The sequence below is a fragment of the Streptomyces sp. NPDC045021 genome (assembly GCF_056432645.1).
Genome location: NZ_JBWKIQ010000005.1, coordinates 89,859 through 116,536 on the forward strand (window position 1 = coordinate 89,859; position 26,678 = coordinate 116,536).

General features: G+C 72.2%; 30 protein-coding genes. 15 read left to right on the plus strand and 15 right to left on the minus strand.

The window, feature by feature from the left end:
• Window positions 1–80: 80 nt before the first annotated feature.
• The gene (locus tag AC07DC_RS17120; protein WP_478915227.1) at window positions 81–1,064 is read right to left on the minus strand and encodes an ROK family protein; all 984 of its coding nucleotides are present in this window, start codon (window positions 1,062–1,064) and stop codon (window positions 81–83) included.
• 151 nt (window positions 1,065–1,215) lie between these two features.
• Here AC07DC_RS17120 and AC07DC_RS17125 point away from each other — a divergent pair, with 151 nt between their 5' ends.
• On the plus strand, window positions 1,216–2,202 hold the full coding sequence (locus AC07DC_RS17125) for a LacI family DNA-binding transcriptional regulator (protein WP_478915228.1): 987 nt from the start codon (window positions 1,216–1,218) through the stop codon (window positions 2,200–2,202).
• 89 nt (window positions 2,203–2,291) lie between these two features.
• Here AC07DC_RS17125 and AC07DC_RS17130 read toward each other — a convergent pair whose 3' ends face one another.
• The 5 genes from AC07DC_RS17130 to AC07DC_RS17150 all read right to left on the minus strand — a co-directional run bounded on the left by AC07DC_RS17130 (window position 2,292) and on the right by AC07DC_RS17150 (window position 6,923).
• Entirely contained in the window at window positions 2,292–3,587 is a 1,296-nt protein-coding gene (locus AC07DC_RS17130; protein ID WP_478915229.1) for a DUF6986 family protein, read from the minus strand.
• Window positions 3,588–3,780: 193 nt separating this feature from the next.
• Window positions 3,781–4,743 (minus strand): electron transfer flavoprotein subunit alpha/FixB family protein, encoded by a 963-nt coding sequence (locus AC07DC_RS17135; protein ID WP_478915230.1) that lies wholly within the window; start codon window positions 4,741–4,743, stop codon window positions 3,781–3,783.
• Window positions 4,744–4,794: 51 nt separating this feature from the next.
• Window positions 4,795–5,580, minus strand: a complete 786-nt coding sequence (locus AC07DC_RS17140; RefSeq protein ID WP_478915231.1) for an electron transfer flavoprotein subunit beta/FixA family protein — start codon at window positions 5,578–5,580, stop codon at window positions 4,795–4,797.
• Window positions 5,581–5,766: 186 nt separating this feature from the next.
• Window positions 5,767–6,285 carry a flavin reductase family protein gene (locus tag AC07DC_RS17145; protein WP_478915232.1) on the minus strand — a complete coding sequence of 173 codons (519 nt, stop codon included), beginning with the start codon at window positions 6,283–6,285 and terminating at the stop codon, window positions 5,767–5,769.
• A 224-nt stretch (window positions 6,286–6,509) separates the two neighbouring features.
• A complete protein-coding gene (locus AC07DC_RS17150; protein ID WP_478915233.1) occupies window positions 6,510–6,923 on the minus strand; it encodes a thioredoxin family protein in 414 nt (137 codons plus the stop codon).
• 95 nt (window positions 6,924–7,018) lie between these two features.
• Between AC07DC_RS17150 and AC07DC_RS17155 the strand changes: the two genes are divergently transcribed.
• The gene (locus tag AC07DC_RS17155) at window positions 7,019–7,447 is read left to right on the plus strand and encodes a DUF4395 domain-containing protein (protein WP_478915597.1); all 429 of its coding nucleotides are present in this window, start codon (window positions 7,019–7,021) and stop codon (window positions 7,445–7,447) included.
• A gap of 141 nt (window positions 7,448–7,588) precedes the next feature.
• Window positions 7,589–8,344, plus strand: coding sequence for a lysophospholipid acyltransferase family protein (locus AC07DC_RS17160; RefSeq protein WP_478915234.1), 756 nt, complete (start codon window positions 7,589–7,591; stop codon window positions 8,342–8,344).
• 24 nt (window positions 8,345–8,368) lie between these two features.
• On the opposite strand, the gene AC07DC_RS17165 is transcribed toward AC07DC_RS17160, so the two are convergent.
• From AC07DC_RS17165 to AC07DC_RS17190, 6 genes are all read right to left on the minus strand, one after another.
• Window positions 8,369–9,073, minus strand: a complete 705-nt coding sequence (locus AC07DC_RS17165; RefSeq protein WP_478915235.1) for a B3/B4 domain-containing protein — start codon at window positions 9,071–9,073, stop codon at window positions 8,369–8,371.
• A gap of 40 nt (window positions 9,074–9,113) precedes the next feature.
• Window positions 9,114–9,713 carry a transglutaminase-like domain-containing protein gene (locus AC07DC_RS17170; RefSeq protein ID WP_478915236.1) on the minus strand — a complete coding sequence of 200 codons (600 nt, stop codon included), beginning with the start codon at window positions 9,711–9,713 and terminating at the stop codon, window positions 9,114–9,116.
• Between the two features lie 68 nt (window positions 9,714–9,781).
• Window positions 9,782–10,177 (minus strand): STAS domain-containing protein, encoded by a 396-nt coding sequence (locus tag AC07DC_RS17175; RefSeq protein WP_478915237.1) that lies wholly within the window; start codon window positions 10,175–10,177, stop codon window positions 9,782–9,784.
• Between the two features lie 157 nt (window positions 10,178–10,334).
• Window positions 10,335–11,435 (minus strand): threonine aldolase family protein, encoded by a 1,101-nt coding sequence (locus tag AC07DC_RS17180; protein WP_478915238.1) that lies wholly within the window; start codon window positions 11,433–11,435, stop codon window positions 10,335–10,337.
• Window positions 11,414–12,175 (minus strand): SDR family NAD(P)-dependent oxidoreductase, encoded by a 762-nt coding sequence (locus tag AC07DC_RS17185; RefSeq protein ID WP_478915598.1) that lies wholly within the window; start codon window positions 12,173–12,175, stop codon window positions 11,414–11,416. The genes AC07DC_RS17180 and AC07DC_RS17185 overlap by 22 nt, the downstream gene beginning before the upstream one ends.
• Window positions 12,176–12,198: 23 nt before the next feature.
• Window positions 12,199–13,596, minus strand: coding sequence for a DUF6421 family protein (locus AC07DC_RS17190; RefSeq protein ID WP_478915239.1), 1,398 nt, complete (start codon window positions 13,594–13,596; stop codon window positions 12,199–12,201).
• Window positions 13,597–13,998: 402 nt separating this feature from the next.
• Between AC07DC_RS17190 and AC07DC_RS17195 the strand changes: the two genes are divergently transcribed.
• The 5 genes from AC07DC_RS17195 to AC07DC_RS17215 all read left to right on the plus strand — a co-directional run bounded on the left by AC07DC_RS17195 (window position 13,999) and on the right by AC07DC_RS17215 (window position 17,473).
• Complete coding sequence (locus AC07DC_RS17195; RefSeq protein ID WP_478915240.1) at window positions 13,999–14,124, plus strand: hypothetical protein; 126 nt, start codon at window positions 13,999–14,001, stop codon at window positions 14,122–14,124.
• Between the two features lie 10 nt (window positions 14,125–14,134).
• Entirely contained in the window at window positions 14,135–14,830 is a 696-nt protein-coding gene (locus AC07DC_RS17200; protein WP_478915241.1) for a glycerophosphodiester phosphodiesterase, read from the plus strand.
• 116 nt (window positions 14,831–14,946) lie between these two features.
• On the plus strand, window positions 14,947–15,843 hold the full coding sequence (locus tag AC07DC_RS17205) for an ABC transporter substrate-binding protein (RefSeq protein WP_478915242.1): 897 nt from the start codon (window positions 14,947–14,949) through the stop codon (window positions 15,841–15,843).
• Complete coding sequence (locus AC07DC_RS17210; protein WP_478915243.1) at window positions 15,840–16,712, plus strand: amino acid ABC transporter permease; 873 nt, start codon at window positions 15,840–15,842, stop codon at window positions 16,710–16,712. The genes AC07DC_RS17205 and AC07DC_RS17210 overlap by 4 nt, the downstream gene beginning before the upstream one ends.
• Window positions 16,709–17,473: an amino acid ABC transporter ATP-binding protein gene (locus AC07DC_RS17215; protein WP_478915244.1), complete on the plus strand. Its 765-nt coding sequence runs from the start codon at window positions 16,709–16,711 to the stop codon at window positions 17,471–17,473. The genes AC07DC_RS17210 and AC07DC_RS17215 overlap by 4 nt, the downstream gene beginning before the upstream one ends.
• Before the next feature lie 3 nt (window positions 17,474–17,476).
• On the opposite strand, the gene AC07DC_RS17220 is transcribed toward AC07DC_RS17215, so the two are convergent.
• Window positions 17,477–18,037, minus strand: a complete 561-nt coding sequence (locus tag AC07DC_RS17220; protein WP_478915245.1) for a GNAT family N-acetyltransferase — start codon at window positions 18,035–18,037, stop codon at window positions 17,477–17,479.
• Window positions 18,038–18,094: 57 nt separating this feature from the next.
• On the opposite strand from AC07DC_RS17220, the gene AC07DC_RS17225 reads away from it, so the two are divergent.
• Window positions 18,095–18,481 (plus strand): VOC family protein, encoded by a 387-nt coding sequence (locus AC07DC_RS17225; RefSeq protein ID WP_478915246.1) that lies wholly within the window; start codon window positions 18,095–18,097, stop codon window positions 18,479–18,481.
• Here AC07DC_RS17225 and AC07DC_RS17230 read toward each other — a convergent pair.
• Window positions 18,465–19,898 (minus strand): aminotransferase-like domain-containing protein, encoded by a 1,434-nt coding sequence (locus AC07DC_RS17230; protein ID WP_478915247.1) that lies wholly within the window; start codon window positions 19,896–19,898, stop codon window positions 18,465–18,467. The two genes, AC07DC_RS17225 and AC07DC_RS17230, sit on opposite strands and share 17 nt — an antisense overlap.
• On the opposite strand from AC07DC_RS17230, the gene AC07DC_RS17235 reads away from it, so the two are divergent.
• Together AC07DC_RS17235 and AC07DC_RS17240 are read left to right on the plus strand one after the other, a co-directional pair.
• A complete protein-coding gene (locus AC07DC_RS17235) occupies window positions 19,897–20,790 on the plus strand; it encodes a DMT family transporter (protein WP_478915248.1) in 894 nt (297 codons plus the stop codon). The genes AC07DC_RS17230 and AC07DC_RS17235 overlap by 2 nt on opposite strands.
• Before the next feature lie 154 nt (window positions 20,791–20,944).
• The gene (locus AC07DC_RS17240) at window positions 20,945–21,472 is read left to right on the plus strand and encodes a DUF5134 domain-containing protein (RefSeq protein WP_478915249.1); all 528 of its coding nucleotides are present in this window, start codon (window positions 20,945–20,947) and stop codon (window positions 21,470–21,472) included.
• Window positions 21,473–21,500: 28 nt separating this feature from the next.
• On the opposite strand, the gene AC07DC_RS17245 is transcribed toward AC07DC_RS17240, so the two are convergent.
• The gene (locus AC07DC_RS17245; protein ID WP_478915250.1) at window positions 21,501–22,619 is read right to left on the minus strand and encodes a glycoside hydrolase family protein; all 1,119 of its coding nucleotides are present in this window, start codon (window positions 22,617–22,619) and stop codon (window positions 21,501–21,503) included.
• A gap of 283 nt (window positions 22,620–22,902) precedes the next feature.
• Here AC07DC_RS17245 and AC07DC_RS17250 point away from each other — a divergent pair, with 283 nt between their 5' ends.
• The 4 genes from AC07DC_RS17250 to AC07DC_RS17265 all read left to right on the plus strand — a co-directional run bounded on the left by AC07DC_RS17250 (window position 22,903) and on the right by AC07DC_RS17265 (window position 26,665).
• Complete coding sequence (locus AC07DC_RS17250; protein ID WP_478915251.1) at window positions 22,903–23,841, plus strand: M56 family metallopeptidase; 939 nt, start codon at window positions 22,903–22,905, stop codon at window positions 23,839–23,841.
• 67 nt (window positions 23,842–23,908) lie between these two features.
• Window positions 23,909–24,598 carry an HAD family hydrolase gene (locus tag AC07DC_RS17255; RefSeq protein ID WP_478915252.1) on the plus strand — a complete coding sequence of 230 codons (690 nt, stop codon included), beginning with the start codon at window positions 23,909–23,911 and terminating at the stop codon, window positions 24,596–24,598.
• Between the two features lie 70 nt (window positions 24,599–24,668).
• Window positions 24,669–25,943, plus strand: coding sequence for an NAD(P)/FAD-dependent oxidoreductase (locus AC07DC_RS17260; RefSeq protein WP_478915253.1), 1,275 nt, complete (start codon window positions 24,669–24,671; stop codon window positions 25,941–25,943).
• Window positions 25,937–26,665, plus strand: coding sequence for a DUF1365 domain-containing protein (locus AC07DC_RS17265; RefSeq protein ID WP_478915254.1), 729 nt, complete (start codon window positions 25,937–25,939; stop codon window positions 26,663–26,665). Before AC07DC_RS17260 ends, AC07DC_RS17265 begins: the two co-directional genes overlap by 7 nt.
• The last annotated feature ends 13 nt before the right edge of the window (window positions 26,666–26,678 follow it).

The window sequence follows — 26,678 nt, forward strand, 5'->3', positions numbered from 1 at the left end:
GACTCCGGTCGGCGCGAGGCCCTGCCGGCACATGTCATCGTGCCTCCGGGGCCCCGCACAACCAGTCGTCGGAGCGCTGTTCAGCCCTCCAGAGCGAACTCCGGCGAGAACTCCGCCAGTCCCAGCGCCTGGGCGGCGGCCGCCGCGGCGCCGACCAGGCCCGCGTCGGTGCCGAGCAGCGCCGGAACCACCTCGACCCCGGCGGCGAACGACAGCGTCGCGTAGCGCGCCAGGTGCGCGCGCAGCGGGCCGAAGAGCACGTCCCCCGCGCCTGCCACCCCGCCGCCGATCACCACGACCCGCACCTCGACCAGCGTCGCGGTGGCGGCGATCCCGGCCGCCAGCGCCTGCGCGGCCCGGTCGAAGGAGGCCAGCGCGACCGGGTCGCCCGCTCGCGCGGAGTGCGCCACGGCGGCGGCTGTCGGCTCGGAGCCGCCGGCCGGGAGCCAGCCGTTCTCCAGGGCCCGGCGGACGATGTTCGGCCCGCTGGCCAGCCGCTCCACGCAGCCGCGCGACCCGCACGGGCAGGACTCGCCGTCGAGGTCGACGCTGATGTGGCCGATGTGGCCCGCGTTCCCCGTGGGGCCCGGCAGCAGGGCGCCACCGACCACGAGCCCGCCTCCGACGCCCGTGGAGACGACCATGCACAGCGCGTTGTCGTAACCGCGGGCGGCGCCCAGCCAGTGCTCGGCCGCCGTCATCGCGACGCCGTCCCCCGTCAGGACGACCGGAAGCCCGTCGACCGCCCGCGCCACCCGCTCGACCAGCGGGAAGTCGCGCCAGCCGGGGACGTTGACCGGGCTGACGGTTCCGCGCGAGGCGTCCACCGGTCCCGCGCTCCCGATGCCGACGGCTACCACGCGCCGCCATCCGCCGTCCTGGCGCAGCTCACCGAGAACCTCCCCGACGGCGCGCATCACCGTCTCGCCGTCCTGCTTGGCGGGGGTCGGTCGCAGCGTGCGCACGAGCAGCCGGCCGCTCGCGTCGACCAGGGCGCCGGCGATCTTCGTTCCGCCGATGTCCAGTGCGGCAATCAGCGAGCCTGCGGCGCGGTCGGAGTGCATCGGGTTCCGTTCTCCCTCTCATTGGCCGGATCCCCGCACGTGGCGCGGGGTCAGGAGTAGTGTTTCCTTTCGCTGACAACGTTGTCCATTCATTGCGGCAAGGAATATCGCGACAGTGACCCACACCCCGGGGCATACCCCCCGCCCCACCATGAAGGACGTCGCAACGCGGGCCGGAGTCGGGCTCAAGACGGTCTCCAGGGTGGTCAACGAGGAACCGGGGGTCACCCCGGACACCATCCAGCGGGTTCGGGAGGCGATCGACGCCCTCGGCTTCCGGCGCAACGACAGCGCGCGGCTGCTGCGCACCGGACGCACGGCCAGCATAGGTCTGGTGCTGGAGGATCTCGCCGACCCGTTCTACTCGCCGCTGAGCCGGGCGGTGGAGGAGGTCGCCCGCGCGCACTCGACGCTGCTGTTCACCGGTTCCAGCGCCGAGAACGCCGAACGCGAGCAGGAACTGGTCCTCGCGTTCTGCGCCCGCCGGGTGGACGGACTGGTCGTGGTGCCCGCCAGCGACGACCACCGCTATCTGGAGCCGGAGATCGACGCCGGCGTCTCGACGGTCTTCGTGGACCGGCCGGCCGGCGGCATCGACGCCGATGTCGTCCTCACCGACAGCGCCGGCGGCACCCGCGAGGGCGTCGCCCACCTCATCGCGCACGGCCACCGGCGGATCGGCTTCATCGGCGACCAGCCGCGGATCTTCACCGCCACCGAGCGGCTGCGCGGCTACCGCGAGGCGATGGCCGCCGCGGGGCTGCCGGTGAGCGAGGAGTGGATCTCGATGGGCCCCACCGCGCCCGAGCGGGTACGCGCCGCGCTGGGGGCGATGCTGTCGGGGCCCGAGCCGATCACGGCGCTCTTCGCCGGCAACAACCGAGTCACCGTCACCGCGGTACGGGTACTCCTCGGCGAGCTGCGTCCGGTCGCCCTGGTGGGGTTCGACGACTTCGAGCTCGCCGATCTGCTGCGCCCCGCGATCACGGTGGTCGCGCAGGACGCGGTCGGGCTCGGACGGGCGGCGGCGAAGCTGCTCTTCCGCCGGCTGGACGGCGGATCCGACAAGCCGCGCCGGATCGAGCTGGCCGCCCGGCTGATCGTGCGCGGCTCGGGCGAGATCCCGCCGGCGCCGTAGCCGGCGGCCGTGTGCCCGGCCGGGCGCGGTCAGGGCGCTCCGGCCGGGCACGGTCCGGGGGGAGGCGGGCCGGAGCCCGGCTCCCGGGTTCAGCAGCCGGCCAGGGTGTCCAGCTCCGCGCGGCCGAGCGCGGTGCGCGCCGTGACCTCTTCGAGGTCGACGGCGCCGCAGTCCAGGCCGCGCAGCAGGTAGCCGCTGAGCGCCTTGGCGGTGGCGGGCTCGTCAATCACATCGCCGCCGGCCTTGGCCACGTACGCCGCGAGCCGGGCCGCGGCCGCATCCAGGCCCTCGCGGTAGAAGGCGTAGACGGCGGCGTAGCGGGTGGGCAGGTGGCCTGGGTGCATGTCCCAGCCCTGGTAGTAGGCGCGGGCGAGCGAGCGGCGGACGAGGCCGTGGTGGAGCCGCCAGGCATCGTGCACCTGAGCGGTCGGGCCGACCGGCAGCACGTTCGTGGAACCGTCGGAGAGCCGGACGCCGGTGCCCGCCGCGGCGACCTGCATCACGGCCTTGGCGTAGTCGGCGACCGGGTGGTCCATCGACTGGTAGGCGGCGCTGACCCCGCAGGAGGCGCTGTAGTCGAAGGTGCCGTAGTGCAGGCCGGTGGCGCGGCCCTCGGCGGCGTCGATGAGGCGGGGCACGGTGGCGGTCCCGTCGGGGCCCAGGATCGACTGGGTCGTCTCGATCTGGATCTCGAAGCCGATGCGGCCGGGCGCCAGGCCGCGGGCCTTCTCGAACTCCTCACAGAGTCGGACCATCGCGGTGACCTGCTGCGGGAACGTCACCTTCGGCAGCGTCAGCACCAGCCCGTCCGGCAGGCCGCCGGCCTCCATCAGCGTGCTGAGGAAGATGTCCAGGGTGCGGATGCCGCGGTCGCGGACCGCCGCCTCCATGCACTTCATGCGGATGCCGATGTACGGGGGTGTGGTCCCTCCCCCAACCTCCGGCCGGGAGGTGCCCCCAGCGACAGCGGCGGAGACGATCCGGGCGGCGGCCACGGCCGCGGCGTCCTCCTCTGCGTCCGGGCGCTGCCCGTAACCGTCCTCGAAGTCGATCCGGAGGTCCTCGACGGGCTCGCGCTCCAGCTTGGCGCGCACCCGGTCGTGGACCGGCCCGGCGAGGTCGTCGCTCAGGCCGAGCACCCGCGCGAGGGACTCCGCGTCCGGGGCGTGCTCGTCGAGCGCGGCCAGCGCCTGCCGGCCCCAGCTGCGTACGGTGTCGGCGGTGAAGGCGTCGGCGGGGACGTAGACGGTGTGCACCGGCTGCCGGGTACCCGGGTCTCCGGGGTAGCGGCGGGCCAGCTCCGCGTCGGTCGCGGCGAGCGAGGCACCGATGCCCTCTCGTACCGCGTCCGCCAACGTCGTGCCGACCGTCTCACCGTGCGTCATGTGCCAGCCTCCCGAACTTCAACAAACCGTTGAAGGGAAGTTATCCGCGCCACGAGGCGGGGTCAACACCCGGCCGCCCGATGTCGGCCCAAAACGCCCATGGGACGAGATTCCCACCTGCACGGACGGGGCGGAACGCACGACAGCCCCCGCACGCGCCAGGCGTGCGGGGGCCGTCGGAAGTACCGCGGGATCAGCCCTTGCGGGCCGTGATCTCCTCGGTCAGCTGCGGGACGACCTGGAACAGGTCGCCGACCACGCCGTAGTCGACCAGGTCGAAGATCGGCGCCTCGGCGTCCTTGTTGACCGCCACGATCGTCTTCGAGGTCTGCATGCCGGCCCGGTGCTGGATGGCGCCGGAGATGCCGTTGGCGATGTAGAGCTGCGGCGAGACCGACTTGCCGGTCTGGCCCACCTGGTTGGTGTGCGGGTACCAGCCGGCGTCCACCGCGGCGCGGGAAGCGCCGACGGCCGCACCGAGCGAGTCGGCGAGCGCCTCGATGATGTGGAAGTTCTCGGCGCCGTTGACGCCGCGCCCACCCGAGACCACGATCGCGGCCTCGGTCAGCTCCGGGCGCCCGGTGGACTCGCGCGGGGTGCGCGCGAGGACCTTGGTGCCCGTGGCGAGCTCACCGAAGGAGACGGCGAGCTGCTCGACCGTGCCGGCGGCCGGGGCGGCCTCCGGAGCGGCGGAGTTCGGCTTGACGGTGATGACCGGCACGCCGGTGGTGATGCGCGACTTGGTGGTGAACGACGCGGCGAACACCGCCTGCGTGGCGACCGGGCCACCGTCGCCCGGCTCGACGTCGGTGGCGTCGGTGATGATGCCGGAGCCGAGGCGCAGCGCGAGGCGGGCCGCGATCTCCTTGCCCTCCGCGGAGGACGGCACCAGGACGGCCACCGGTTCCACGGCCTTGGCGGCGGCCTGCAGCGCGTCCACCTTCGGTACGACGAGGTAGTCGGCGAACTCGGCCGCGTCGGCGGCCAGCACCTTGACCGCGCCGTACTCGGCGAGCACGGGGGCGGCGGTGTCGACGCCGGCGCCGAGGAAGACGGCGACGGGCTCGCCGATCCGGCGGGCCAGGGTCAGCAGTTCGAGGGTCGGCTTGCGGACGGCACCGTCCACGTGGTCGACGAGGACGAGGACTTCACCCATAGGAATGGTCTCCTGCGAAATCTAGAGAGGCGGGGGCAGCGGGATCGCGGCTCAGATGAACTTCTGGCTCGCGAGGAACTCGGCAAGCTGCTTGCCGCCCTCGCCCTCGTCCTTGACGATCGTGCCGGCGGTGCGCGCCGGGCGCTGCGAGGCCTCGTCCACCGCGGACCAGGAGCCGGCGAGGCCGACCGTGGCCTCGTCGATGTCCAGGTCCGACAGGTCCAGGGACTCCACCGGCTTCTTCTTGGCGGCCATGATGCCCTTGAACGACGGGTAGCGGGCCTCGCCCGACTGGTCGGTCACGGAGATCAGGGCGGGGAGGGACGCCTCGAGCTGCTCGCTCGCCGCGTCGCCGTCACGGCGGCCGGTCACCTTGCCGTCGGCAACGGACACCTCGGCCAGCAGGGTCACCTGCGGGACGCCGAGGCGCTCCGCGAGGATCGCCGGCAGGACGCCCATGGTGCCGTCGGTGGAGGCCATACCGCACACGACCAGGTCGAACCCGGCGTGCTCGATCGCCTTGGCGAGCACCAGCGAGGTACCGAACACATCGGTGCCGTGCAGCGCGTCGTCCTCGACGTGGATGGCCTTGTGGGCGCCCATCGACAGCGCCTTGCGCAGCGCGTCCTTGGCGTCCTCGGGACCGACGGTCAGTACCGTGATCTCGGCATCGTCGGCCGCGTCGGCGATCTGCAGCGCCTGCTCGACCGCGTACTCGTCGAGCTCGGACAGCAGACCGTCAACAGCGTCGCGGTCAGTGGTCAGGTCCTCGGCGAAGTGACGGTCGCCCGTGGCGTCGGGCACGTACTTCACACAGACAACGATCCTCAAGCTCACGCCTGCTCTCCTACTGCTTAGTCTCGTCAACTGCCCTTGCAGGCAGCATAGGCTCCTCAGCGGGGCGGCCCCCCACCGGCACGCGTCAGCGCTCCAACAGAAGGTTACTCGCCAGTACACCCAGCTCTTGACCCGCATGCAAGGGTGATGAACTGTGACGTTGCCGACGCCACGGCCCGGAACGGGTCAGTGGCGCAGCCCGTTGAAGCCGCCCTGGTGGTAGAGGAGCGGGGTGCCGCGGCCGGTCGGATCGCCCGCGACGGCCTGCGCCACCACGATCCGGTGGTCGCCCGCGGGGATGCGCGCCAGCACGCGGCACACAAGCCAGGCGGAGACGTCGCCGAGCAGGGGCACGCCGTGCGGCCCCTCGTGCCAGTCGGTGGCCGGGCCGAACCGGTCGGCGCCGCTGCGCGCGAAGGTCGCGGCCAGCGCTTCCTGGTGCTCGCCGAGCACATGGACGCCCACGAACGGCACCTCGGACACCGTGGGCCAGCTGGAGGAACCGGTACTGATGCCGAACGAGAGCAGCGGGGGTTCGGCCGACACGGAGGTGAGCGAGGTGGCCGTGAAACCCACCGGCCGGTCACCGGCCGCGGTGATCACGGCGACGCCGGCCGCGTGGCGGCGGAACACCGAGCGGAAAACTGCTGGATCGAAGCCGGCACCGGTGCCGGGATACGTGCCGAGGTCGGTCAGGGCAGTCATGGAGTTGTCCTTCTGGAGCGGTCGGGCCGGAGGCGAATGGTCGTCTGGGGCACTCAACAACTCGGACAGCGCGCACTCGAATGGCGACCGAAATCGACATCCGCGCGCGTGTGAAGAAGGGGGTCTCGCGACATAACGTCAGAGTGACGATGGCGGGTGGGCCCCGTCAAGAGCGGCCCGGGATATGGGATCCCCGTCACAAGATCACCGGCCCGGCGCGGCCGTCACACCGCGGCGCCGAGCGCCGCGATCACATCCACCTTGCGCGGCTGGCCCGCCGCCCTGCGCACCACCGCTCCGCTCGCGTCGAGCACGAGGACGGTCGGCGTCTTGAGGACCGCCAGCCGGCGGACGAGTTCCAGATGGGCCTCCGCGTCGATCTCGACGTGGGTCACCCCCTCGACCATGGCGGCGATCTCGTCGAGCGTCCGTCGGGTGGCCCGGCACGGGGCGCAGAAGGAGCTGGAGAACTGCACCAGCGTGGCGCGCGCGCCGAGCGGCCCGCCGATCTCGGCAGCCGTCAGCCGCTCCTGGCCGTCCTTCGTCCGCACGCGCATCCTCCCGTTCCGGCGCTGGTGCACCAGGCCGAACACACTCGCCGCCGCGAGGACAGCGAGGCACACCATCAATCCCGTCATCTTTCCTCCCGCAGCGGTGCAGCGTTCACGGGACCGCAATGATTCCCGTGCGGCCAGGTGCGCTCCGGTCCGGGATCATCGGCTCCATGAACGCGATGAATGCCGCGCACCCCGCCCCCGGCCTCGATGTGCGGGGCCCCCGGTTCGGTGCCGTCCTGACCACCGTCGTCCTGGCCGCTGTCCTGGTCACCGGGAGTGGCTGGCTGCTCGCCGTGCAGCTGGTGGTCTTCGCGGTGGGCGCCGCGGCCGGGGTGCGGCGCTCCCCGTACGGCTGGCTCTTCGCCACCTTCGTACGGCCCCGGCTCGGGCCGACGGCGGAGACCGAGGACCCGGCGCCGCCGCGCTTCGCGCAGGCGGTGGGGCTCGTCTTCGCGATCATCGGGCTGACCGGTTACCTCGCGGGACCGCTGTGGCTGGGCATGGCGGCGACGGGCTGCGCGCTGGCCGCGGCGTTTCTCAACGCGGCCTTCGGGTACTGCTTGGGATGCGAGATGTACCTCTTGTTCCGGCGTGCGACGAGGTGACGTGACGAGAATCTCGCGGGATCGTGGGCACGCAAGGTGACACGGGGCACGTTGTCGGTGCACGATCCATCAGCGACCGGAACCTACGGGCGCGTAACTTCCGCCGGGAGAGCCGCCCCCGGAGAGAGCAGGTACCCGGACATGGCTGAACTCGTCTACCCCCCGGTCATCGGCGTCGCCCGCACCATGTTCCGTGTGCAGGGGCTGCGTTTCGACATCGGTGGTACGGAGAACGTTCCGCGCAAGGGCGGAGCGCTGCTGGTCTCCAACCACATCGGCTACCTGGACTTCGTCTTCGCCGGTCTGACGGCTCTCCCGGCCAAGCGGCTGGTCCGCTTCATGGCGAAGGAGTCGGTCTTCCGGCACAAGGTGTCGGGTCCGCTGATGCGGGCGATGAAGCACATCCCGGTGGACCGCTCGGAAGGTATGCACGCGTACGCGCACGCGCTGGACGCGCTGCGGGCCGGCGAGATCATCGGCGTCTTCCCCGAGGCCACCATCTCGCAGTCGTTCACCTTGAAGTCGTTCAAGTCCGGTGCGGCGCGGCTCGCCGAGGAAGCCGGCGTACCGCTGCTGCCGATGGCCCTGTGGGGCACCCAGCGGCTGTGGACCAAGGGGCACCCGCGCCAACTCGGCCGCAACAAGTTCCCCATCACCATGCGGGTCGGCGAGCCGATGCGGGCGAACGACGGCGAGAAGCCGGGCGCGCTCACCCGGCGGCTGCGGATGCGCGTCCAGGAGCTGCTGGAGGACGCACAGCGCGCCTACCCGGGCAAGCCCAGCGGCCCCGACGACCGGTGGTGGCTGCCCAGCCACCTCGGCGGCACGGCGCCCACCCCGGAAGAGGCCGCCGAGCTGGACCGGGCGGACCGCGACGAGCGGGCGGCCAGGCGCTGACCCACCGCGCCGCGGCGCCCGGGCTCAGTCCGCGATGCGGACCGTCACCTTCGCCGCCGGGCACAGCAGGCGCAGGCCGTCGGCGAGCTCGCCCGCCGCGGCGTGCAGCTCGTCGAGCGGCATCGGCGCGAGGCGTTCGAGCAGGAAGACGGCGTTGACGGAGTCCTCCGTCAGCCGGGTCCTGACGCCCTGACGCCAGTTCCAGCGGCGGCAGGTGACTCCGGTGTCGTCCTGCCAGACGACCTCACCGGGCTCGGGGTGCTCGACGACGGGCGCGCCGCCGGCCGCGGTCTCGAACTTCTCGTCACCATCGGCCCGCACCAGCCGCATCCCGCCGAGGATGTGGTCGGTGTCCTCGCCGCCGACCGGGACGAGATGGGCCACGCTGACGGCGTTGTAGAGGTCGACGAGGAGATTGATCCTCGGCAGGCCGCCGTCGGCGAGTGCGCGCCGGGCCAGCGCCTCGGCGGAGTTGCGGGTGCGGGACGGCTTGGCGCCGAAGGCGCTGTACGCCTCCCGCCAGGCGGCGAGGTGCGGGTCCTCGTGCGGGGCGCGGCCGGCGAGCCGGCCGGCGAGCCGGCGCACGGCGTCGTCGAGCAGCGCGGAGCTCCGCTCGTCGCTCGGGCCGTTGGTGAGGCCGCGGGCCTCGACGACGAGGGGGACAAAACCGGGCGCGAGGTCGTGCACCTCCGGGGCCACGGTGATCTTCAGGGGCGGAGCGGTGTTCATCGGGGGCATCGCAGACCTTGGTTCGTCGACGGGACGGCGTTCACAGCGCGGTCGGCAGCAGCCGCCACAGGTGCGGCCGGTCGGTGGCGCGCTGAAGCGATTCCAGCACGGCCGGCGGCGCGGCCGCGTACAGCACGGGGTAGTCGACCTCGCCGAATCCGGGGCGGACCTGCCAGGCGAGCTGTTCCCGGTCCGTCGAGAAGTGCGCGTCCACACCCGGCTTGTTGCCCCGCGCGTCCTGGCGCGCCCAGCGGGTCTCACCGGGCAGCAGGACGGCGATGAGGCCGTGGACCAACGGATCGCTACCGTCCTCGGCGGCGAGCCGCTGGTAGCAGAGCCCGGTGGGGATGCCCTCGGCCCGCAGCAGCGCGGTGAGCGCATGCGACTTGGCGTGGCAGATACCGGTGCGCAGGCGGAGGACGTCCGAGGCCCGCCAGGTCACCCGGGGGTCGTCGGCGTCGCCGGAGTGCGGAATGGTGTCGCGGACGAACTCGAAGGCCGCCCGCGCGTAGTCGTACGGGCCGGTGGCGCCGGCGCGCAGCCGCTCCGCGGTCTCGCGCACCAGCGGGTGGTCATGGTCGATGACGTCGTCGGCGGCGAGATAGGCCGCCTGGCCGGGTACGTCCTGGAGGAGTTCCATACCCGGAACCCTAGGCATGATCGCGCGGCCAATCAATCGAAATACGAGCCAGCGCATATTTATTCAGACTAGGCGATCGCACCGTTCGTTGCGGCCGGCCCGGTGTCCTCCGCGTGCCGGGCCAGCGCGGACGCCAGATCGGGATGGATCTCGAAGACCCGGGCCAGCCGGGTGAGCCTCAGCAGCTTCGCGAAGGACGGATCGGCGCTGACGATCCGGACGCGGCCCCCGCTTTCGAGGGCGCGCATCCGGAACCGGCAGAGCAGCGACAGACCGCTGCAGTCGATGAACGTCACCGGCCGCAGATCGATGACGAAGTCCGAGTTGGTCACCCGGGCCAGTGCGTCGAGGAAAGGGGACAGCCCCGCCGAGGCGAGGACGTCCAGTTCACCCCAGAGCTCGACCACGGTGGTCCCGGCCACCGATCGTCGACTGGCGCCGAAGGCGGGCTGATCGTCGTACATGCAGGCCCCCCACTCCCGGTGATGAGGCGTGCGCCGATGCGCATGTGTACGTGTCATACCCGCCGGTCGGCGATGAAGTCAACGGTTGGGACAGCAGCGCAAGTTGGCTTGATCCGAGCCGTGCCCAGCCTGGTGTCAGGCCGTGGCCGGCCTCGTGTCAGGCCTCGTGTCCGGCCATCTCCGCGGCGAGGGCCGCCGCGAACGAGTCGACGTCCTCCTCCGTGGTGTCGAAGGAGCACATCCAGCGGACCTCGCCGGTGTTCTCGTCCCAGAAATAGAAGCGGTAGCGCTTCTGCAGCCGCTCGCTGACCTCGCGCGGCAGGATCGCGAAGACGGCGTTGGACTCGACGGGGCGCATGATCGTCACGCCCTCGACGCCGCGGACGGCCGCTTCCAGCCGACGCGCCATCGCGTTGGCGTGCCGAGCGCTGCGCAGCCACAGGTCACCGGCGAGCAGCGCCTCGAACTGCACCGACACGAAGCGCATCTTGGAGGCGAGCTGCATCGACAGCTTGCGCAGGTGCTTCATGGCGCGCACCCGGTCGGGGGTGAGGACGACGATGCACTCCCCCATCAGCAGGCCGTTCTTGGTGCCGCCGAAGGAGAGGATGTCGACCCCGGCGTCGGTGGTGAACGCCGCGAGCGGCACACCGAGCGTCGCGGCGGCGTTGGAGATCCGCGCACCGTCCAGGTGGACGACCATGCCGTGCTGGTGGGCGTGGTCGCAGATCGCCCGGATCTCGTCGGGGGTGTAGCAGGTGCCCAGCTCGGTGGTCTGGGTGATCGAGACGACCTGCGGCTGCGCCCGGTGCTCGTCCTCGAAGCCGTACGCCTGGAGGTCGATCAGCTCGGGGGTGAGCTTGCCGTCGGGCGTCGGGACGGTCAGCAGCTTCAGGCCGCCGACGCGCTCCGGAGCACCGCACTCGTCCACGTTGATGTGCGCGGACGCCGCGCAGATGACCGCGCCCCAGCGCTCGGTGACGGCCTGCAGCGCCGTGACGTTGGCGCCGGTGCCGTTGAAGACCGGGAAGACCTCCGCGCGCGGGCCGAAGTGGCCGCGGAAGATGTCCTGCAGATGGGCGGTGTAGTCGTCCTCGCCGTACGCGACCTGGTGGCCGCCGTTGGCGAGGGCGAGGGCGGTGAGCACCTCGGGGTGTACGCCGGCGTAGTTGTCGCTGGCGAAGCCCCGTACCTCCGGGTCGTGCCGCCGGACGGCGTCGGTGGCGAGCTGCTCGGTCACGGTTGGGGCGTCAGCCACAGTCGGGTTCCGTTCACTTCCTCGGCGGGCCGGCTCCAGATGTCCGTGACGGCCTCGGCGAGGTCCGTCACATCGGTGAAGCCGGCGAATTTGGCGTTCGGGCGCTGCGCCCGCATCTCATCGTGCACCAGCGCCTTGATGACGACGACGCTGGCTGCCGCGGTGAGCGGATCGGTGCCCGCCAGCTTGCGGAACGAGTCGCCCATGGCGAGCGTCCACGCTTCGGCGGCGGCCTTCGACGCGGCGTAGGCGGCGTTGCCGGACGTCGGGCTGCTGGCGCCGGCGGCGCTGATCAGCACGTAGCGGCCGCGCTTGCTGCGCAGCAGCGGGTCGTGGAACGCCAGCGAGGTGTGCTGAACGGTGCGGATCAGCAGCTTGTGCAGGAAGTCCCAGTCGGCGAGGTCGGTCTCGGTGAACGACGCGGAACCGCGCCAGCCGCCGACCAGGTGGACCAGGCCGTCGACCGGACCATGGTCCTTCTCGATCCGCTCGGCCCATTCACGGGTCGCGACGGGGTCAAGCAGGTCCACGATCTCGCCGGTGATGTCCGCACCGCCGGCGTCGTAGCGGGCCTGGTCGACGGCTTGCGCGAGCCGTTCGGGATTCGCGTCCGCCGCGACGACATGGGCGCCCGCCTTGGCGAGCCGTTGGAGCATCGCGCGGCCGGCCGGCCCGCCGGCCCCCGCCACGGCGATGACCGCTCCCTGAAGCGGCCCCTGGGTTTCGGTCGCGTTCGTCATCTTCGCCTCCTCGGCCGCGTCGCTCACGCCGCCGTCCGTACGACGCCGCTCGCGGTGATCCCCTTGGTGGAGGCGATCACGTCGCGGAGCTTCTTCGCGAGTGCCTCATAGAACATGCTCAGCGGGAACTCGTCGACGAGCACCTCGTCCACGAGCTTGCGCGGCGGCAGTGACAGGTCGAGGGCGTCCGCGCCCTTGGCCCACACCGATCCGGGGTGGGGCGAGAGGTACGTCGCGACCAGGTCGTACGCGGCGAACCAGTGCACGAGCTTCGGGCGGTCGATGCCGTCGCGGTACAGCTTCTCGATGTCGGCGCAGAGCTGGTTGGTGACCTTGGGAGCCAGCTCCCAGTCGATGTGCAGGGTGTTGTCCGTCCAGCGTACGGCGTCGTGCTTGTGCAGGTAGGAGAAGAGCAGCTGCCCGCCCAGGCCGTCGTAGTTGCGGACCCGGTCGCCGGTGACGGGGAAGCGGAAGAGGCGGTCGAAGAGGATCGCGTACTGCACGCCCAGGCCCATCGGGTGGCCCTCGGCCTGCAGCTTCACGGCCTCCTTGAAGGTCGTGAGGTCGCAGCGCAGCTCCTCGAGGCCGTACATCCAGAACGGCGCGCGCTGCTTGATCATGAAGGGGTCGAACGGCAGGTCGCCGTGGCTGTGGGTGCGGTCGTGGATCATGTCCCACAGCACGAACGTCTGCTGGGAGAGCTCCTGGTCCTCGATGAGCCGGGCTGCCTCACCGGGCAGTTCCAGGCCGAGGGTGTCCACGGCGGCGGCGGTCACGGCCCGGAAACGGGCGGCCTCGCGGTCGCAGAAGATGCCGCCCCAGGTCCAGCGCTCGGGCGCCTGGCGGACGGCGACGGTCTCCGGGAAGAGCACCGCGGAGTTGGTGTCGTAGCCGGGGGTGAAGTCCTGGAACGTGATCGGCACGAAGAGCGGGTTGTCGTAGCGGGTGCGCTCCAGCTCGGCGAGCCAGTCGGGCCACACGACGCGCAGCGCGACGGCTTCCAGGTTGCGGTCCGGGTTGCCGTTCTGCGTGTACATCGGGAAGACGACCAGGTGCTGCAGGCCGTCCTTCCGGTCGGCGGCGGGCTGGAAGGCGAGCAGCGAGTCCAGGAAGTCCGGGACGCCGAAGCCGCCGTCGGCCCACCGGCGCAGGTCCGTGACCAGTGCCTGGTGGTACGCCATGTCGTGCGGCACCAGCGGGGAGAGCTGCTCGATCGCGTCGATGACGCGATCCAGGGTGCGCTCCACATCGGCCAGGGGCGGTACGACCTCGGCGGAGAAGTCGATCGAACCGTCCTTCTGCTGCCAGGGCCTGATGGCTTCCACGGCTTGTTTCAGTACGGCCCACGCCGGATGCGAGGCGATGCCCTCGCCGGATATGCCGGTCCCGTCAGCCACTACAGCCGAAAGATTTTCACTCATGACCCCTCCTTCACAGAAGAAACGCGCTTGATCCGCCAAGGAAGCGTATCTATACGAGCTTCCTCCGTTCAAGGGGGGTCGGAACAGATTATCCTGCGCGACCCCCATCAAGACCGGTCATTTTCCTGCCATGCGCCGTTCTCGCGACGACTTCTGTTCGTTGCGTCACGGCGGCGAGGGTGACCTTCGGGACATTTCTGCCCAACTGCCATAAAACGACTTTGTTCCAGTCTCGCCCAGCTTTCCCGGGTACGCGATCCCCGCAAGGGATGCCCGCGCCGGACGCCGCATCGGCTGCCCTGTCGGGTCCCGGCATCGCCGTGGCAGCCCGGCGGGGCGGCACGCCCTCACACGAGTGACGGAGTCGGCCGATCGGGGTCCGGCGGCGGTAGGAGAGGGGTCATGAGTACCCGCGCTGTCCTCGTCGCCGCCCTGATCACCGGATTCGTCCTCGGCACGGCCGGTGTCCGCTCCGCGCACTCCACGCCGTCACACCACGTTCCGCCCGCCGTCACCAGCCGTCGCTAGGCTGTCGGCCATGAACTTCCTCACCGTCGGTCACCGGGGTGTCATGGGCGTGGAGCCCGAGAACACCCTGCGTTCCTTCACCCGCGCCGAGCGCGAGGGACTGGACCAGATCGAGCTCGACCTGCACCTGAGCAAGGACGGCGCGCTCGTCGTCATGCACGACGCGGAGGTGGACCGCACCACGGACGGCACCGGCCGGATCGGCGACCTCACCCTGGACGCGCTGCGGGAGCTGGACGCGGGAGCGGGCGAACGGGTGCCGGTCCTGCAAGAGGTGCTCGACACGGTCACCGGACCGGTCCAGGCCGAGATCAAGGACGTGGCCGCCGCCCGGGTGCTCGCGAAGGTGCTGCACGAGCGCGACGAGGTGGGGCGGGTGAGCGTGCTGTCCTTCCACGACGAGGCGCTGCGCGAGATCCACGAGCTGCTGCCGCAGTCGCACCGGGTGCTGGTCGCCAGCGAACTCGGCCAGGACCTGGTGGCCCGCGCGCAGGCGGTGGGCGCCCGGATGGTCAGTCTGGAACTGCCGCAGCTCAGCCTCGACATCGTCCGGCGGTGCCAGGACGCGGGGATCGCCGTGATCGCGTGGACGGTGAACACCCCGCAGGAACTGGCCCTGGCGCACGCGTTGGGACTGGACGGCATCGTGACGGACCTGCCGTCGATCGACGGACGGACGATGCCTCAGATCGCCGGGCGGGCCTGACGGTCCGAGTTCGGCCCGCGGCGCCCACGGCAACACTCCGGACACAAACGTCCGCCATTCGGACGTACGCCCGTGCGGCCTGGACAGACTCCCCCAGCCGGTGCCAATGTCCGGCCATGCGTTCCGCGAACCCGCTGTCCCCGCGCCTCGCCGCCATCGCCGCGGCCACCACCCTGCTCACCCTCGCCGCCGCCGGCTGCGCGCCCCAGGAGGACTCCTCCGCGGGCAGCACCGCCTCGCCCTCGGGAACGTCCGCCGCGAACTGCGCCCCCGCCGGCCTGGCCACCCGCGCCGCGGGCAAGCTGACCGTGGGCACCGACACGCCCGCGTACGACCCGTGGTTCACCGACGACAAGCCCGCCAACGGCAAGGGCTTCGAGTCGGCGGTCACCTACGCCGTCGCCAAGCAGCTCGGCTATGCCCAGGCCGACGTCGTCTGGCAGACGGTGGCCTTCAACAACGCCTTCGCGCCCGGGGCGAAGACCTTCGACTTCGACATCAACCAGGTCTCCATCAGCGATGACCGCAAGAAGGCCGTCGACTTCTCGTCCGGCTACTACGACGTGCGCCAGGCCGTCATCACGCTCAAGACCTCGAAGATCGCGAACGCGAAGACGATCGCCGACCTGAAGGGCGCCAAACTCGGCGCCCAGGTCGGCACCACCAGCCTGGACGTGCTGAACGACGTCATCAAGCCGACCCAGGCGCCCGCCGTCTACCAGAAGAACGACCTCGCCAAGAGCGCGCTGAAGAACGGTCAGGTGGACGGCATCGTGGTCGACCTGCCCACCGCGTTCTACATCACCGGCGCCGAGGTGCCGGAGGCCAAGGTCCTCGGCCAGTTCGAGGCCGGTGGCGCCCAGCAGGAGCAGTTCGGCCTCGTCCTGGACAAGGGCAGCAAGCTCACCTCCTGCGTCAGCAAGGCCGTCGACGCGCTGCGCAAGGACGGCACGCTGGCCGGGCTGGAGAAGCGCTGGCTCTCCGACGCCGTCGACGCCCCGGTGCTGAAGTGACCCTGGAGGACACGCGGCCGGACACCTACCGGCCGTCCGCGCGGCGGATCGAACGGGAGCGCTTCCGGCGCGCCCGCACCCGCCGCGCGGTGACCATCGGCGCCGTCAGCTCCCTCGCCACCGCCGGGCTGCTCATCGGGCTCGTCGTCAGCTCCCCGGGCTGGCAGCGCACCAAGGAGACCTTCTTCAACGCGCACGACGCGCGCGCTTCGCTGCCGAAGATCCTCGACGGGCTATGGCTCAACCTCCAGCTGATGGTGGTGTGCGGAGCGGTCGTCCTGGTCCTCGGGCTGCTGCTCGCCATCACCCGCACCCTGCGCGGGCCGGTCTTCTTCCCGCTGCGCGCGCTCGCCACCGCGTATGTCGACTTCTTCCGCGGTCTGCCGCTGATCATCTGCCTGCTCGGGGTGGTCTTCGGCGTCCCCGCGCTGCGGCTGCAGGGCGTCACCACCGACCCGGTGGTGCTGGGCGGGACGGCGCTGGTCCTCACCTACTCCGCGTACGTCGCCGAGGTCTTCCGGGCCGGGATCGACACCGTGCACCCCAGCCAGCGTGCCGCCGCCCGTTCGCTGGGGCTGAGCAGCGCGCAGACCATGCGCCATGTGGTGCTGCCGCAGGCCGTCCGGCGGGTCGTGCCGCCGCTGCTGAACGACTTCGTCTCGCTGCAGAAGGACACCGGCCTGGTGTCGATCGCCGGCGCGGTGGACGCGGTGTACGCGGCGCAGATCTACGCCGGCAAGACGTTCAACTACACCTCGTACGTCGTGGCCGGCCTGATCTTCGTCGCGCTCACCATCCCGATGACGCGCTTCACCGACTGGATCACCGCCCGGATGAACCGCCGCCAGTCGCAGGGAGGGACCGTATGAGTACCGGCACGAGCGCCACACCCGTGCTGCGGCTGGAGTCCGTACGCAAGACGTTCGGCTCCTCGGTGGTGCTGCGCGACATCGATCTCACCGTGCCCCCGCACACCGTCACCGCGCTCATCGGCGCCTCGGGGTCCGGCAAGTCGACGCTGCTGCGCTGCGCCAACCTGCTGGAGGACATCGACGACGGGGCGATCTTCCTGGACGGCGAGGACATCACCGACCCGCGCGTCGACCCGGACACGGTGCGCCGCCGGATCGGCGTCGTCTTCCAGGCGTACAACCTGTTCCCGCACATGACCGTGCTCGACAACATCACCCTCGCACCGCGCCGGGTGCACAAGGTCGCACGCGCCGAGGCGGCCGAGCGGGCCCGTGAACTGCTCGCCCGGCTCGGCCTCGGCGACAAGGCGGGCGAGTACCCGGACCGGCTCAGCGGCGGACAGCAGCAGCGTGTCGCGATCGTCCGGGCGCTGGCCGGCAAGCCCCGGCTGCTGCTGCTCGACGAGATCACCGCGGCGCTCGACCCGGAGCTGGTCGGCGAGGTGCTGGGGGTCGTCCGCGATCTCAAGGAGCAGGGCATGACGATGGTGATCGCCACCCATGAGATGGGCTTCGCCCGCGAGGTCGCCGACCAGGTCTGCTTCCTCGACGGCGGCGTGGTGCTGGAACGCGGCACACCCAAGGAGGTGTTCGGGGCGCCGGCGCAGGAGCGCACCCAGCGGTTCCTGCGGCGCTTCGCGGAGGCCGGACGGCTGTAGCGGTCAGCCGGTGGCAGCGGCCTTGAGGTCCTTCACCAGCAGCTCGAACTCCAGGTCGTCGCGCTGCGGCAGCCCGAAGCGCTCGTCCCCGTACGGGAAGGGGTGCGTCCGGCCGGTTCGGGTGTAGCCGCGGCGCTCGTACCAGGCGATGAGGTCCTCGCGGGCCGTGATCACCGTCATGTGCATCTGCGCCGCGTCCCACTCCGTCACGGCGTAGCGCTCGGCCTCCGCGAGGACGGTCCTGCCGAGGCCGCCGGCCTGCGCCGAGGGCCGGACCGCGAACATCCCGAAGTACGCGTTGTCACCGCGGCGTTCGATGTGGCAGCAGGCGATCAGCTCGCCCTCGCGCTCCACCAGGACGAGCCGGCTGCCCGCCTTCTCGATCACCTCGACGACGCCCTCGGGGTCCGTCCGCTGCCCCTGCAGGATGTCCGCCTCGGTCGTCCACCCGACCCGGCTCGAGTCCCCCCGGTACGCCGACTCGACGAGAGTGACGACGGCGGGAACATCGGCCGGCGTGGCCGTGCGGAAGGTCGGCTGCGCGGTGCGCTCGCTGATGTCCATGGGGCCGAGGCTACCTGGGAGCACATCCGGGCCGCCGGGGCCGGGTAGCTTCACCGCATGGTGAATGTGGTGAGCAGCCGGATCCTGTTGCAGCCGACCGACCTGGAACGATCCCGGGCCTTCTACCGTGACGATCTCGGGCTGGCGATCTACCGGGAGTTCGGGAGCGGACCCGGACGCGGCACGGTGTTCTTCCTCGGCGGCGGCTATCTGGAGGTCTCCGGGCGCTCCGGGGCGCCGATGAGTGCGGCGCTGCGCATCTGGATCCAGGTCCCGGACATCGCGGCGGCGCACGCGGAACTGGCCGATCGCGGGGTCCCCGTGCTGCGGCCGCCACTGAAGGAGCCCTGGGGGCTGGTCGAGATGTGGATCGCGGATCCCGACGGGCTGGAGATCGTCGTGGTGGAGGTGCCGGCCGACCACCCGATCAGATACCGGCCCTGACCTCGGTGAAGGCGGCCGCGAGCCGCCTGATCCCGTCGTCGATCTCCTCGGTGCCGCTGGTGTCGGCGAAGCTGACGCGGATGTACGGCGCCGGGGCCTCGGCGGCGAAGTAGGCGCGCCCGGCCGCGACGGCGACCGAGGCGCGCAGGGCGGCCGTGCACAGCTCCGTCTCGTCGGTGCCGTCGGGCAGTCGCAGCCACAACTGGTAGCCGCCGGTCGGGACGTGGCCGGGGACGAGCTCCGGCAGGTCGCGTCGCAGGGCTGCCAGCATCGCGTCGCGGCGCTCGCGCAGGCCCGACGCGACGGCCCGCAGATGGCGCGGCCAGGCGGGTGCGCCGACCAGTTCCAGCGTCGCTTCCTGCAGGGGGCGGGGGACGAAGAAGCTGTCGACGACCTGGATGGCGCGCAGCCGTTCCACGACCGGGCCGCGGGCGATGAGCGCGCCGACCCGCAGGCTGGGCGAGGTGGGCTTGGTCAGCGAGGTGACATGGACGACGGTGCCGTGCGGGTCGTCGGCGACCAGCGGCGCGGGCAGCGGGCCGCCGTGGCCCAGCCGCCGGGCGAAGTCGTCCTCGATGACGAACGCCCCGGCCGCGCGGGCGATCCCGGTGATCTGCGCCCGCCGCTCCGGGGCGAGGACCGCTCCCGTCGGGTTCTGGAAGAGCGGCTGGCAGAAGAAGACCCGCGCGCCCGTGGCGCCGAAGGCGTCGGCGAGCAGGTCCGGGCGTACGCCGTCGGCATCGGTCGGCACCGGGACCGGCCGCAGGCCGGCCGCGCGGGCCACCGCGAGCACTCCGGGGTACGTCGGGGACTCGACGAGCAGCGCGGAACCGGGCGGGGCGAGCGCGCGCAGCGCGGTGGTGAGCGCGGCCTGCCCGCCCGCGGTGATCAGCACCTGGGCGGGCCCGACGCCCGCCTCGCGGGCGAACCAGGTGCGCAGCGCGGTGAGCCCCTCCACCGGCGGCCGGTCCCAGGCCCCGGGCCTGCGGGCCGCGCGGGCGAGCGCCGCGCCCAGGGCCTGCTGCGGCTGGAGGTCCGGGTGCAGATAGCCGCCGTTGAACGGGATCACACCGGGCGGCGGGGCGGCGAGCGTGGCGAGCACCCCGGAGGCGTCGACGACGCGCGGGGCCGGCTCGCCGTGCTGGTCCCCGGCGGTCAGGGCGACCTGCTGCCAGGAGGTGTCGACGGGGCCCGCGGGGTGCGCGGCCTCCTGCGACCGGTAGGTGCCCGAGCCGGGGCGGGTCACCACCAGGCCCTCGGCGGCGAGCGCGGCCAGCGCCCTGGACACCGTCACGGGGCTGACGCCGAACCGGTCGACGAGGGAACGGCTCGACGGCAGTTTCGCTCCCGGGGAGAAGCGCTTCAGCTCGCTCCGCAACGAATCCGCCAGTGAAGTCGAACTGCTACCGTCATTCATGACAGCCGATAATAGCGCTACCGCACTGCGACCGATAGCGGTGAACGGCACCGCCCTCGCCGCTGTCGGCGTCGCGATCTTCTCCCTCACCTTCCCCGCGACCCACTGGGCGCTCGGTGGCTTCGGGCCGTGGACCACCGTCGCCGTGCGCGGCGTCCTCGCCGCCGCCGTCGCGGGTGTCTGCCTGGTCGTCGGGCGGGCTCCGGTTCCCGCCCGGGAGCACTGGCCGGGACTGGTGGTCGTCGGCCTCGGGGTCGTCGTCGGATTTCCGCTGCTCACCACGTTGGCGCTGACGACCACGAACACCGCGCACGCCGCCGTCGTCATCGGCGCGCTGCCGCTGGCCACCGCCATCGTGGCCGCCGCGCGGGAGGGGAGCCGTCCGTCACGCACCTTCTGGGCCGCCGCGATCGCGGGCGCCGGCGTGGTCACCGTGTTCACCCTCGCGCAGAGCGGCGGCGCCCCGACCACCGGCGACCTCTACCTCTTCGGCGCCCTGGCGGTGTGCGCGGCCGGCTACGCCGAGGGCGGCCGGCTGGCCGGGGTGATGCCAGGGCTGCGGGTCATCTCCTGGGCGCTGATCGCGATGCTCCCGTTCACCCTGGCCGGCTCGCTCGTGGCGCTGACCTTCGAGCCGGTGCACATCGGCGGCCAGGCGCTGCTGGGGCTGGCGTATCTCGCGGCCGGCTCCCAGGTCCTCGGCCTCATGGTCTGGTACCGGGGCATGGCCGCGATCGGCGTCCCCCGCGCCAGCCAGCTCCAACTCGCGCAGCCGCTGCTGACGCTGGTGTGGTCGGCGGCGCTGCTCGGCGAGCACCTGGACGCCGCCACCCCGCTCGCGGCGCTGGCCGTCCTGGTCTGCGTGGCGGTCACCCAGCGCGCCAGGGCCTGAGACCGCGGCCCGCGAGTACGTCCATCGCGCCCCCCGAGTACGTCCGTGCGCGTGGGTGTGCGCCCTCGTGCCTGGGCAGCTCTCCAGCGGAACGCCGTCGCCGAGGGACGCGGGGCGGCCGGTGGGCGGGAACGCCGCGAACGGGAGGCCGGTCATGCACGGACCACCGCTGGTGGGGTGGCTGCTGGTCGTACTCAGCGCCGCGACGGGGCTGTCGTGCCTGCTGCGGCACGGCGCGCGGGACGAGGCGCTGATGGGGGCCGGCATGGCGGTGATGGCCGTGCCCATGTCCGTACTCGACCCCAGACCCTGGGGTTCGCTGCTGCTCGCGGTGGTCTTCGCGGCGGCGGCGGTCCGGGCCCTGCTGCTCGCCCGGCGGCCCGGTCACCATCTGCACCACGCCCTGGGCGCTGCCGCGATGGTCTACATGACGGCCGCCATGGGCACCGCCGCCCCGGCCGGCAGCCACGCCGGGCACTCCCCGGCGGGTACGCCGCTGCTGACGGGGGCGCTGCTGGTGTACTTCGCCGCCTACGTCCTGGGAGCCGGCGCCCGGCTGGTGACGGTGGCGGCCGTCGCCCCGGCCGGCGGTCCGCCGGCCGGGGTGCCGATCGCGCCGGAGCTGGCGGCGTGCCGGGTCTCCATGGCGCTGGGGATGTTCGCGATGCTGCTGGCGCTGTGAGCGCCGGGGCCGATCGCCCCGGTGGGTGTCAGCAGGCGAGGGCGAGCGGCGGCCGCCAGACCTGGCCGTCGCCGGGAGTGCCGGAGGGCGTGGTGGAGTTGAGCGGCACGAACATCATCCGCGCGGAGGTCTCGTTCCGTTCGCCGGTCCACAGGTCGATGCCCTGCCAGGCCCGCCCGTCGACGACGGAGACCGTGCGGGACTGTCCGCCGCAGCTGTTGGCGGAGATGAGGCGACGGCCGTTCGCGGGCTGGCCGACGCCGAGGTTCGGAGGCGCGACCCAGTTCCCGTAGAGGCTGGTGGCGGTGGCGTAGCCGGTACCGGTGCCCGTGCAGTAGCCGCAGCCCGGATCCGAATAGGTGAGGAAGTACTGCCCACTGGCCCGGTCGTACCAGCCGCCGGGGCTCTCGATGTTCTTCAGTCCGGCGACGCTCAGCCCGCCCTCGCCGGACCCGCCGACGCCGTAGGCGTTCAGCTCCTCGATGGACAGGGACAACGCGCCGGGCATCGTGCACACCAGGGCGGGCGCGGCGCCCGGCGTGACGGAGTCGATGAAGCCCATGTCCCCGTTGCCGGTGCAGTACTTCAGCGCGGGCTTGGTGTACGAGCCGTGCGGCGGACCGGCGGAGGGGCCGCACGGGCCGGCGGGCCCGTTGCAGCCCATCGCGTTGTAGGCATGGGTCCTGTCGCGCCCGTAGTCGGCCGGGGAGTTGAACCACAGGATCCACACCCCGTCGTCACTGCCCCAGCCCTTGCGCTGGATCATCCGCGCGTTGAAACAGCCCGCGCCGGTACCGCCGCACTCCACCTGCCAGCTCGTGCCGGTGTACGGATCGATGTCGTTCAGGCCGAACAGCAGGGTGGGCGTGGACCAGGGCCCCGAGAGCGAGGGCGCGGTGGACACCTTGAAGCCGCACCACGGCGTGTTGGTCGCCTGCCAGTGGAAGCCGCACGCGTACGCGGTCCCGTACGCGTAATAGACGCCGTCGAACTTCTGGATGATGCCGTCATGCAGATCGAGCGAGACGGGCAGGGTGAACGCCACCCGGCCACCGGGCTCCGCATGTGCCTGGGAGGCGGTCGCACCTCCGAGGAGTGCGACGAGGGAGAGGGCAAGGACGGCGAGCAGAGTACCGATACGGCACACCACGCCTCCAGTTCGATGAGGTCGTCGCAGACGAAGTCGCGGGTGAGCCGTTCCGATGATCGGCTCGCATGACGCACCGTATCCGTGCGATTGCGGCGTGTGTGGCGGCGCGACCGGCTGCCGCCCGACGTCACCCGTAGCGACGAAGAGTCGTACGGCCGGCCGGGTCCTGCGCGCAGCCGGAGGTTCGGGCGCGCGGGACGGGCCCTGACGAGGTGAGGCGTGCATCACTTCGGACCGCGGACCGTACCCGCCGGTCCCGCCGCCTCCTAGGGTGAGCGGCATGACGGTCCCGTTCGTGCTGCTGGTGGTCGGCGCACTGGCGGCGGCGATGACGCCGCGCCTGCTGTCCCGTGCCGCCTGGCCGGAGCGCGAACCCGTGCTGGCCCTGTGGGTCTGGCAGTGCGTCGTCGCCGCCGTCCTGCTCTGCTGCGTCCTGGCGATGGCGCTCAGCGCCGCCGCCGCTTCCGCCGCGGTGCGCTGGCACCTGTTCGGCTTCGCCCCGCACGGTGTCGTGGACGCGTACGGCCTGCCCGGCTACGGGCGCTGGGCCGGATCGCTGGCGATCCTGCTGGCCTGTGGTGGCGTGTGGACCGCCGCGATGCTCACCCGCGAGGTGCGCGGGGCGCGGTCCCGGCGCCGCCGGCGGCGGGCCGAACTGCTCGTACGCTCCCCCCGGCTGCCCGGCGAGGAGCCTCCGGCCGGTGACCGGCTGGTGGTGCTGGAGGGTGACCGGCCCGACGCCTGGTGGCTGTCGGGCGCGCAGCCGCAGCTGGTCGTGACCACGGCCGCGCTGCGCCGGCTCAAGGGCCGCCAGCTCGACGCCGTACTCGCCCACGAGCAGGGCCATGTCCGTGCCCGGCACGATGTGCTGCTGCACTGCGCGGGCGCACTGGCCTCCGGCTTCCCGCAGGTCCCGGTCTTCGCCGGCTTCCGCGACCAGGTGCACCGGCTGATCGAGCTGGCCGCCGACGACACCGCCTCGCGCCGCTTCGGACGGCTCACCACGGCGCTGGCCCTGGTCGAGCTCAACGAGGACCGCGGGGTGTTCGGCCCCTGTCCCACTCCGCTCGCCGAACTGCCGCGCCGGGTGCACCGGCTGCTGGATCCGGCGCCGCGGCTGGCCCCGGTACGCCGGGCCGGACTGACCGCGACCGCGCTCCTCGTCCCGGCCGTCCCCCTGCTGATCGCCTTCGTCCCGGGGCTCAGCGCTCTCGCGTAGCCCGCCGGAACCGCTCCTTCCGGGCCCCTGGCGGCTCACTTCCCGGCGCGTTCCGGAGAATGGCGCCATGGCGATCAAGGGATGCATGTTCGACTTCTCCGGGACCCTGATGCGGGTCGAACCGGCCGAACGCTGGCTGGACGCGGTCCTCACCGCGACCGGCCACGACGTTCCCGCCGCGGTGATCGCGCGGTACGCGGAGCGGCTGGAGCGGGCCGGGGCGCTGCCCGGCGGCGCCCATCCGATCCGGGTGCCGCCGGAGCTTTCGGCCGTCTGGCAGGAGCGCGACCGCAGTGCCGAGCAGCACCGGGCCGCATACACCGGCATGGCCCGGCAGGCGGACCTGCCGTGGGACGTCTACGACGCCCTGTACGACCGCCATATGACGCCGGAGGCCTGGACGCCCTACCCCGACACCGCCGAGGTGCTGGGTGAACTGCGGCGGCGTGGGACCGCCGTGGCCGTGGTCAGCAACATCGGCTGGGACCTGCGGCCGGTCATCCGCGCCCACGGTCTCGACCCGTTCGTCGACGCGTACGTGCTGAGTTTCGAGCACGGCATCCAGAAGCCGGACCCCCGGCTGTTCACGATCGCCTGCGACGCCCTGGGACTTCCTCCCGAGCACGTCGCGATGGTGGGCGACGACCGGCGCGCCGACGCGGGCGCCGCGGTGCTCGGCTGCCCGGTGCACCTCGTCGACCATCTGCCGGCCGACAAGCGCCCGGACAGTCTGCGGAAGATCCTCGATCTGTTGTAGTCCCACCAATCCGTACGGCGCGCCGCTCCGAATACCCGGCAAGGACATGCGGGCGTGAGGAGGGCGGGCTGTGATGACGGAACGACGTCGGGTCGCGATCATCGGGAGCGGGATCGCCGGACTCGCGGCCGCGTATGTCCTGCGCAGGACGCACGATGTCCTGCTGTTCGAGGCGGACGCCCGGCTCGGCGGCCACGCCGACACCCATGAGGTGGTGGCCGCCGACAGCGGCCGGGCGTTCGCCGTCGACACCGGCTTCATCGTGCACAACCGCCGTACGTACCCGCTGTTGACGCGGCTCTTCGCCGAACTGGGCGTGGCCACCCAGGAGACCGACATGAGCATGTCGGTGCGCTGCGACGGCTGCGGTCTCGAATACGCCGGAGCCCGCGGCGCGGCGGGCCTGTTCGCACGGCCCGGCAACGCTGCCAACGTGCGCTATCTGCGGCTGCTCGCGCAGGTGCCGCGCTTCCACCGGGCGGCCCGCGAACTGCTGGCGCGGCCGGCGGACGGCCCGGAGCCGACCCTCGCCCACTTCCTCGCCGAGCAGGCCTTCTCGCCGTACTTCGTCTCGCACTTCATGACGCCGCTGGTCTCGGCGGTGTGGTCCTGCGGCGCGGCGCAGGCGGCCGGCTATCCCGCCCGCCATCTCTTCCGCTTCCTGGACAACCACGGGATGCTCTCGGTGACCGGCGCCCCGGCCTGGCGGACCGTCACCGGTGGCTCGCACGAATACGTCCGCCGGATCGCCAAACAGCTGACCACGGTGCACACCTCGGCCCCGGTCCACGCGCTCACCCGCCGGGCCGGCGGCGTACAGCTGCGCACCGGGGACGGCGCCGAGCACACCGCGGACGCCGTGGTCGTCGCCGTCCACCCCGACCAGGCGCTGCGGCTGCTCGCGGACCCGACGCCCGAAGAGTCCGAGGTGCTGGGCGCGTTCGCCTACTCCCGCAACCCCGCGCTGCTGCACACCGACACCTCGCTGCTGCCCCGGGCGAGCGGCGCGCGCGGCTCCTGGAACTATCTGCTGCCCTCGTGCGGCGCCTCCCCCGACCGGGTCCTGGTGAGCTACGACATGACCCGCCTCCAGCGGCTGGACAGCGCGCAGGAGTACGTCGTCACACTGGGCGGCGAGCGACTCGTCGACCCGGCCCTGGTCCTGGACCGCATGGAGTACACGCACCCGATCTTCACCAGGCGCTCGGTCGCCGCCCAGCAGCGGCTGCCCGGGCTCAACGGCCCGGTCACCACGTTCGCCGGGGCCTGGCACGGCTGGGGATTCCACGAGGACGGCTGCCGCTCGGGAGTCGCGGCGGCCGCCGCGCTGGGCGTCCCATGGTGACCGCGGCGCTCTACGAGTGCGTGGTGGCGCATGTGCGCACCGCCCCGCTGCGGCACGCCTTCCGGCACCGTACGTATCTCTGGCTGGTGGACCTGGACGCGCTGCCCCGACTGCCGCGCCCGCTGCGCCCGCTGGCCCGTTTCGAGGCACGTGACCACTTCGGCGGCGGGGCACCGGACATCCGCGGGGGACTCGACCGCTTCCTCGCGGCGAACGGGGTGGAGCGGCCCCGCGGCCGGGTGCTGATGCTCACCGCGGCCCGGGTGTTCGGCCATGTCTTCAACCCGCTGACCGTCTACTGGTGCCACCGGCCGGACGGTTCGACGGAGTGTGTCGTCGCCGAGGTGCACAACACGTACGGCGAACGGCACTGCTATCTGCTGCGCCCGGACGCGGCGGGCCGGGCCGTCACCCCGAAGGAGTTCTACGTCTCGCCGTTCTTCCCGGTGGACGGCGAGTACCGCATGCGGCTGCCGGAGCCCGGCGCCCGACTCGATCTGACGGTCCGTCTGGAGCGCGCGGAAAGCCGTCCGTTCACCGCGACGCTGCGGGGCGAGCGGCGCCCCGCGACCGCCGCGGGCCTGCTGCGGGCCGCTGTGCGGCACCCGTGGTCGACGGCCGGTGTGTCCGTGCTCATCCGGGTGCACGGAGTCCTGCTGTACCTGCGCGGCCTGCCCGTACGGCCCCGTCCCCCGCACCGACCCCAGGAGGGTGTGCAGTGACTGCCCCTGTTTC